We start from the raw sequence: 6,884 nt of genomic DNA on the forward strand, positions 1-6,884 counted from the left end.
CGGTGCATCCTCTGGCTGAAGGAGAACCGCCGGCTCGCCACCCGGTTCGAGAAGCTCGCCGTGAACTTCCTGGCCATGGTCAAGCTCGCCATGATCCGCCGTTGCTTCCGACTCATCGAGCCGCCAGACAGAACCTAGTCGGAACCATGTAGCGGCGCGACGTTTGGGCCGCTAGAGTCGTTTGCGAAGGCCCCCGCCCCAACCATGCCCGGCGGCGGGCCGCCCCGATCGAAGGAGTGCCTCGATGAGCTTCGGCCTGCGCGCGCGCCTCTCGCTGATGATGTTCTTGCAATACTTCGTATGGGGCATCTGGCTGCCGATGCTCGCGCAGCATGTCGGCCCCAACGGCCTGAATCTGGGCGACCGGGCGCTGGGCTGGATCCTGATGGTCTACGGTCTCGGGTCCATCATCGGCCCGTTCATCCTCGGCCAGCTCGCCGACCGATTCTTCGCGACTGAGAAGGTGCTGGCGTTCGCCCACCTCGTCGGCGGCGGGATGCTGATCGCGACGGCCTACGCGACCACGTTCTGGCCGATCTTCATCATGATGCTCCTGTACTGCCACCTGTACATGCCGACGATCGGCCTGACCAACTCGCTGTCGTTCCGCGCCCTCGGCGAGGAGAACCAGGCGATGTTCCCCTCGATCCGGGTCTGGGGGACGGTGGGCTGGATCGCCGCGGGCCTTTTCTTCGCGTCGTACCTGGAGTACGAGTCGTTCTGGCCCTCGTCGGTCCTCCCGATGTGGCAGTCGCTGTTCAACCTGTCGTTCGTGGGCGAGCCGGCGTTCCGCGACTGCCTGCGGCTCTCCGGGTTCTTCTCGGTCCTCTACGGGATCTACTGCCTGACGCTCCCCCACACCCCGCCGGCCCCCGCCAAGGAGACCGACCCGATCGACAAGAAGTCGGCCATGCTGGAGACGCTGGAGCTGATGAAGTTCCGGTCGTTCGCCGTCCTGATCGTGATCGCGGCGCTGATCGGCATCCTGCTGGCCTTCTTCTTCGCCGCCGAGAACTACTTCCTCGAGGCGGTCGGCGTGGCGCCGAAGCAGATCGGCGCGTACATGACGATCTCCCAGTTCGCGGAGGCGGCGGTCGTCCTGCTGATCCCCCTGTCGGTCGCCAAGCTGGGCTACAAGACGACGATGCTGATCGGCCTGGGGGCCTGGGCGGCGCGGTTCGGCCTCTCGGCGATCGGCTATCCCAAGTGGCTGATGATCAGCACGCTGGGCCTGCACGGCTTCGCCTTCGGGTTCTTCTTCATCGTGGCCCAGATGTTCGTCGACCGGGCCGCCAGCAAGGACATCAAGGCGTCAGCCCAGTCGCTGCTGATCTTCGTGATCTACGGGCTGGGGACGGTGGCCGGGAGCCTGATCGCCGGCGAGACCATGCACTACTTCCACACCGGCGAGGGCCCCACCGGCCACGACTGGCGAGCGATCTGGGCGGGCCCGTTCGTCCTCACGCTGATCTGCATGGCGGCCTTCGCCCTGCTGTTCAAGGAGCAGCAGATCGGCGAGATCCGCGAGGACGCCGACGCCCACGGCGCGCCCTCCGTCCCGGCCCACTGATCGACCGGCCGATCGCGCGGCGGCGGGGCCATGCCTCGCCGCCGTCGCGTACAATGAGGCAATCCCGCGAGGGCGGGCCGTCGCGGCGGCGCCCCGGCCCTCCGGCGGCCGGAGACCGACCGCGATGCCCCACCTGCTCACGCTCCTGGCCCTCCTCGCCTCGATGGCCCAGGCCCCGGCCCTCGATGACGAGACGGCCCGGTACATCGCCTCCATGAAGGGGCGCCTGGAAGACCGATCGATCGACGTGGACTCGCGCGAGACGATGGCCCTGGAGGTCGCCGCCTCGCTCGACCGCGCCGCCCGCGCCGCCCCCTCGCTCCCAGACAGGCTCGCGCGGTGGGACGCCGCGATCGAGCTGCTGGACGACTTCGACGGCAAGGACGCCGACCATCCCCGCCGCCGCGAGTTCGGCCTGCAAGCCGCCGTGTATCGCTGGGCCCAGGCGCGCGCCTGGAACGACGAGCGGGCCGTCCGCCCGGCCCAGGTCCCGACCCCCGAACGCGAGGCCGCCGCGCTCGACGACTCCATCGCCAGGTTGCGTCGGGCCCACGTCGGCGAGCCCGGCGCGCTGAGCGACAACATCCGCTTCCGCCTCGCCTGGTCGCTGGCCGATCGCGCCGCGCTGGAAGCCCCGGACTCCCCCCAGGCGAGGATGAGGCGCGACGAGGCCCTGGGCCTCCTCAAGGAGCCGCCGACCGAGCCAGCCCTCGCCGGCTTCCACGCGCTCCTGAAGGCCGAGCTGCTCCGGCTGGAGGGCAAGGTCGAGGAGGCCGCCGCGCTGGTGGCCTCGGCCGCGAAGTCGCAGCCCCCGCCGCCTGAGGCCGAACTCCTGGACGTCCTGCTGCCGATCCTGATCGATCGCCGGGCGTTCGACGAGGCGCGCAAGGCGATCGACGCGATGGATCTGCCGACGCCGGCCAAGGCGCTCCAGCGCGTTCGCGTCGACCTTGGCCAGTGGCGGGCCGCCGGGCCCGAGGCCGCCGGCGCCACCGACCGCCGCGCAATGGAAGACGACCTGCTGGCCAAGATCCGCGAGCTGAGGGAGGCCCGCGCCCCCGAGCTGCGCGTCGCCCTGTCCGAGTTGGCCGCGTCCGGCCTGGCCTTCGAGCCCGACGCCCCCCGCGAGCTGTGGGACGCGCTGGCGGAAGGCCACGAGATTCGGGGCGACCCGGCCGCCGCCGCGGAGACCAGCGAGAAGGCCGCCGCGCGGGCCGAGCGCGACGGCCTCCGGGCCGAGGCCGCCGAATCGCGGCTTCGCGCCGCCGGCTTCCATTTCCAGGCGGGACGATTCGCCGAGGCCGACGCCTTGCTCGACAAGATCGTGGGCGACCCCCAGGCCGGGCCCTCGCGCGCCAGGGCCAGCCTCCTGCAAGCGTTGGCGCGGGGACGCCAGGCCGCCGGCGCGACCGACTCCCGCGCCGACCGCTATGAGCAGGCGCTCCGCCGCCACCTCCAGGACTTCCCCGACGACCCCACGGCGATCGAGGCCCGCTGGATGCTCGGCTCGCTGGAGCAGGCGCGCGGCAACCGCGACCGCGCGCTCGAACTCTGGAAGGCCGTCCCCCCCGAGTCCCCGCGCTGGGGCCAGGCGCGAGTCGCCGCCTGCGACGCCATGCGGCGCGCCCTGGAAGATCGCGTCGCCGCGGAGGAACGCGAGGGCCTCGAGGCCGATTACGAGGCCGCCCGCCGCTTCGTCGACCAGTCGATCGAGGTCGCCCGGCCGCGCCCGGACGCAGACCGCGCCGACCTCCTGATCGCGCGGTCCCGCCTCGACCTCACGCCCGTCGTCGGCCGCCCCGCGTCGGCTCGCGAGGCGGCCGAGAACTGCCTGGCGATGAACCTGACCCCCTCGCAACGCTATCGTGCTCGACTCGCCCGGATGGTCGCGGCGGCCGCGGAGGGCCGCTATCTGGAGGCCGAGCGCGAGGCGCAGCAGCACGCGAGTTGGGCCGTCCCCGACGACCGCGTCGCGCTGCTGGTCGCCGTCCGGCAGCTCGACCTGGCCGCCGCCTCCGCGGAGACCGACCTGCCCCAGCGCCGATTCGCCCAGGTCGCCAAGACCCTGGTCGGCCCCCTGCTCCAGTCCAACGACCTGCCCGACGAACTCCGCAACGAGCTGACCTTCCGCCTCGCCCGCGCGCAACTCTTCCAGGGGGACGCGCCGGGGGCCCGCGCGACGCTCCGCGACTGGGCCCCGTCGACCGACAAGGCCGACGATCGCTACCTCCGCGACCTGGCCGACGCCTATTCCCGGCTCGACGCCAACGAGCTGGCCATCGACGTCCAGCGGCTGCGGATTCGGAACCTCAAGTCCGGCTCCCGGGCGTGGTTCGACGCCCGCTACGGGCTCGCCCTCGCCTTCCACCGGCTGGGCCGCAACCAGGACGCCGCGCAGCTCATCGAGGCGACGTCCATCCTGCACCCGGACCTGGGCGGCGGCCGACTCCGCGAGAAGTTCATCCGCCTCCGTCAACGCCTCGGCTCGGCCCGGTGAGGCCGAACGCCCGCCGCAGCGCCGTCGCCGCCTCGTCCACCCCTCGACGGCCTTCTTCGAAAAACGGGTATCTGCGCAGGAATCCGTGGATCATCCCCGGATATCGCGAGAGCGTCGTCGGCACCCCCGCCGCGCGAAGTCGCTCGGCGTAGCGCTCCCCCTCATCGCGGAGCACGTCGTGTCCGGCGGTGATCACCATCGCGGGGGCGAGACCGGAGAGGTCTTCCGCGCGCATCGGCGAGGCGTAAGGGTTGAGGCGGTCGGCGGGATCGGGAACGTACTGATCCCAGTACCACATCATCTCGCCGCGCGTCAGCAGGTGTCCCTCGGCGAAGTCGAGGTAGGAGCGGGCCCCGAAGTCGCAATCGAGCGCCGGGTAGCAGAGCAACTGGAGCGTCGGCGGGGCGACGCCGCGGTCGCGCGCCATGAGGGCCACGACGGCCGCCAGGTTCCCCCCCGCGCTATCGCCGCAGACCGCGACGCGCGACGGATCCCCGCCGACCTCCGCCGCGTTCGAGCGCAGCCAGGAGTAGGCGGCGAAGGCGTCGTCCGCGGCGGCCGGGAACGGGTGCTCCGGCGCCAGCCGATAGCCGACCGACGCGACGATTGACCCCGACGCGTTCGCGAGGGCCCGGCACAACCCCTCGTGCGAGGACAGGTCGCCGGTCACCCAACCGCCGCCGTGATGGAAGGCGACGACCGGCAACGCCTCCTCCTCGGGGCCGATCGGCCGAATCAACCGAACGGGGACCGGCCCCCCGGGGCCGTCGATGTGGACGTCCCGCACCCTGGCGACGCGTGGGGGCCTCCCCAGGAATCGCGCGGAGACCTCCATCTGGGCGCGGGCCTGGGCGGGCGTCATCGCGTCGGCGGTGGGCAGCCCGGCCGCGTTCAGCCGGTCGAGGAAGTCGCGGGCCTGGGGGTCGAGGGGCCCGGTCGGCAAGTCTTCAAGCATGAGCCTTCGCGGTGGGATGATGGAGCAGGTAGGTCTTGTAGCCGCCGCTCAGATTGTACGCGTCCCGGCTCGAATCCCGCAGGACCAGCCCGGCCATGTACCCGCGCATGCCCACCTGGCAATGCACGACGATCGGCCGATCGCGCGGGAGCTCATCCAGCCGGTCGCGAAGTTCGTCGACGGGTAGGTTCACCGCGCCCGGGATCGCCCCGGCGGCGAACTCGGCGGGCGTGCGGACGTCGACGAGCATCGCGCCTCCCGGCCTCCCCGCCTCCCAGTCCTCGACGTGGATCTGCCGCTCCTGGCCGTCCATCACGTTCGAGGCGATGAAGCCGGCCATGTTGACGGGGTCCTTGGCCGAGCCGAACTGAGGCGCGTACGCCAGCTCGACCTGCGCCAGGTCGCGCACGGTCATCCCCGCCTGGAGGGCCGTGGCCAGGACGTTGATCCGATTCGCCACCCCTTCCGAGCCGACGGCCTGGGCGCCGAGGAGCCGCCCCGACCCCGGGTCGAACAGCACCTTGATCGTCATCGGCCTCGCGCCGGGGTAATAGCCCGCGTGATGGTTGGCGTGGACGTAGACCTTCTCGAAGGGGGCCCCCTCGCCCCGCAGGGCCTTCTCGGTCTTGCCGGTCGTGGCGAGGACGTGGTCGAAGAACCCGACGATCGCCGTGGCCTGCGTGCCGCGGAAGGTCGCGCCGCGGCCGAGGATCGCGTCGGCGGCGATGCGGCCCTGACGGTTGGCCGGGCCGGCGAGCGGGACCTGCGTCGGCCGCCCCGAGGGAAACTCCCGCGTCTCCACGGCGTCGCCCACCGCGTAAATGGACGGGTCGCTGGTCCGCATCGACGCGTCCACGCGGATCCCCCCGCGCGGGCCGACGTCCAGGCCGGCCTCGATCGCGAGCCGATTTTCGGGGCGGACCCCGACCCCCAGCACGACGAGGCCCGTCTCCAACGTCCCCCCCGACTTGAGCGACAATCGGAGGCCTTTGTCGCCCTCGGCGATCGATTCGACCGAGTCGCGCAGGCGCGGGACCGCCCCCTTCGCGGACAGGGCCTCGGCGATCGGCGTGCTCATCTCGCGATCGACGACGGGGATCACCTGGTCTTGAAGCTCGACGACGTCGACCGTCATCCCCCTGCGGAGGAAGTTCTCGACGAGTTCGACGCCGATGAAGCCCGCGCCGACCACCACGGCCCGCCTCGCGCCGGCGTCCACGGCCCCCTTGATGCGGTCCACGTCATCCAGGTTGCGGAGCGTGTGCACGCCCGGCAGGCTCGCCCCTTGGATCGGCGGGATCCAGGGCGCGGCGCCCGGGGCCAGGATCAGGGCGTCGTATGACTCGCGATACTCGGAGCCGTCGCGTAGGTCGCGGACGACCACGGCCTTCGCGGCGCGATCGATCGAGACGACCTCCGTCATCACGCGGACGTCGACGCGATAGCGACGCCGCAGGATCTCCGGCCGCGTCACCAGCAGCTTTTGACGCTCGCGGATCTCCTCGCCGATGTAATAGGGCAGGCCGCAGTTGGCGAACGAGACGTCCGGTCCGCGCTCGAACATCACGATCTCGGTCGACTCGGACAGCCTCCGCGCCCTCGCGGCGGCCGAGGCGCCCCCGGCGACCCCGCCCACGATCACCAGCTTCATCGCCGATCTCCACGGCGGATAGTCCCTCCCCCCCGCCCTCTCGCGAGGGTCGACGTGGGGCGTCGCGGCGACGTCCGCCGTTGGCATGGTAGGCCGGGATCGGCGTGATGTCCACGAGCCGCCGCGGGGACCACCGAACCGTCACCCATCGGCTCGCGACGTCGCGAGGTGGACCGCGGGGCCGTGAAACGAGTACGGCCGGCCGCCGCGA

4 protein-coding genes are annotated in these 6,884 nt (G+C 71.8%); 2 read left to right on the forward strand and 2 right to left on the reverse strand.

Features of this window, described 5'->3' with window-relative positions:
* Positions 1-244 precede the first annotated feature (244 nt).
* Positions 245-1,570, forward strand: a complete 1,326-nt coding sequence (locus tag WG209_RS21975) for an MFS transporter (RefSeq protein ID WP_337177243.1) — start codon at positions 245-247, stop codon at positions 1,568-1,570.
* Positions 1,571-1,694: 124 nt separating this feature from the next.
* Positions 1,695-4,067 (forward strand): hypothetical protein, encoded by a 2,373-nt coding sequence (locus WG209_RS21980; protein ID WP_337177244.1) that lies wholly within the window; start codon positions 1,695-1,697, stop codon positions 4,065-4,067.
* Here the strand turns inward: WG209_RS21980 and WG209_RS21985 are convergent.
* A complete protein-coding gene (locus WG209_RS21985) occupies positions 4,030-5,022 on the reverse strand; it encodes an alpha/beta hydrolase (RefSeq protein ID WP_337177245.1) in 993 nt (330 codons plus the stop codon). The genes WG209_RS21980 and WG209_RS21985 overlap by 38 nt on opposite strands.
* The gene (locus WG209_RS21990) at positions 5,015-6,673 is read right to left on the reverse strand and encodes an FAD-dependent oxidoreductase (protein ID WP_337177246.1); all 1,659 of its coding nucleotides are present in this window, start codon (positions 6,671-6,673) and stop codon (positions 5,015-5,017) included. Before WG209_RS21990 ends, WG209_RS21985 begins: the two co-directional genes overlap by 8 nt.
* Positions 6,674-6,884: the final 211 nt, after the last annotated feature.

This window comes from Paludisphaera sp. (assembly GCF_037189885.1).
In the GTDB taxonomy this organism is placed as follows: Bacteria; Planctomycetota; Planctomycetia; order Isosphaerales; family Isosphaeraceae; genus Paludisphaera.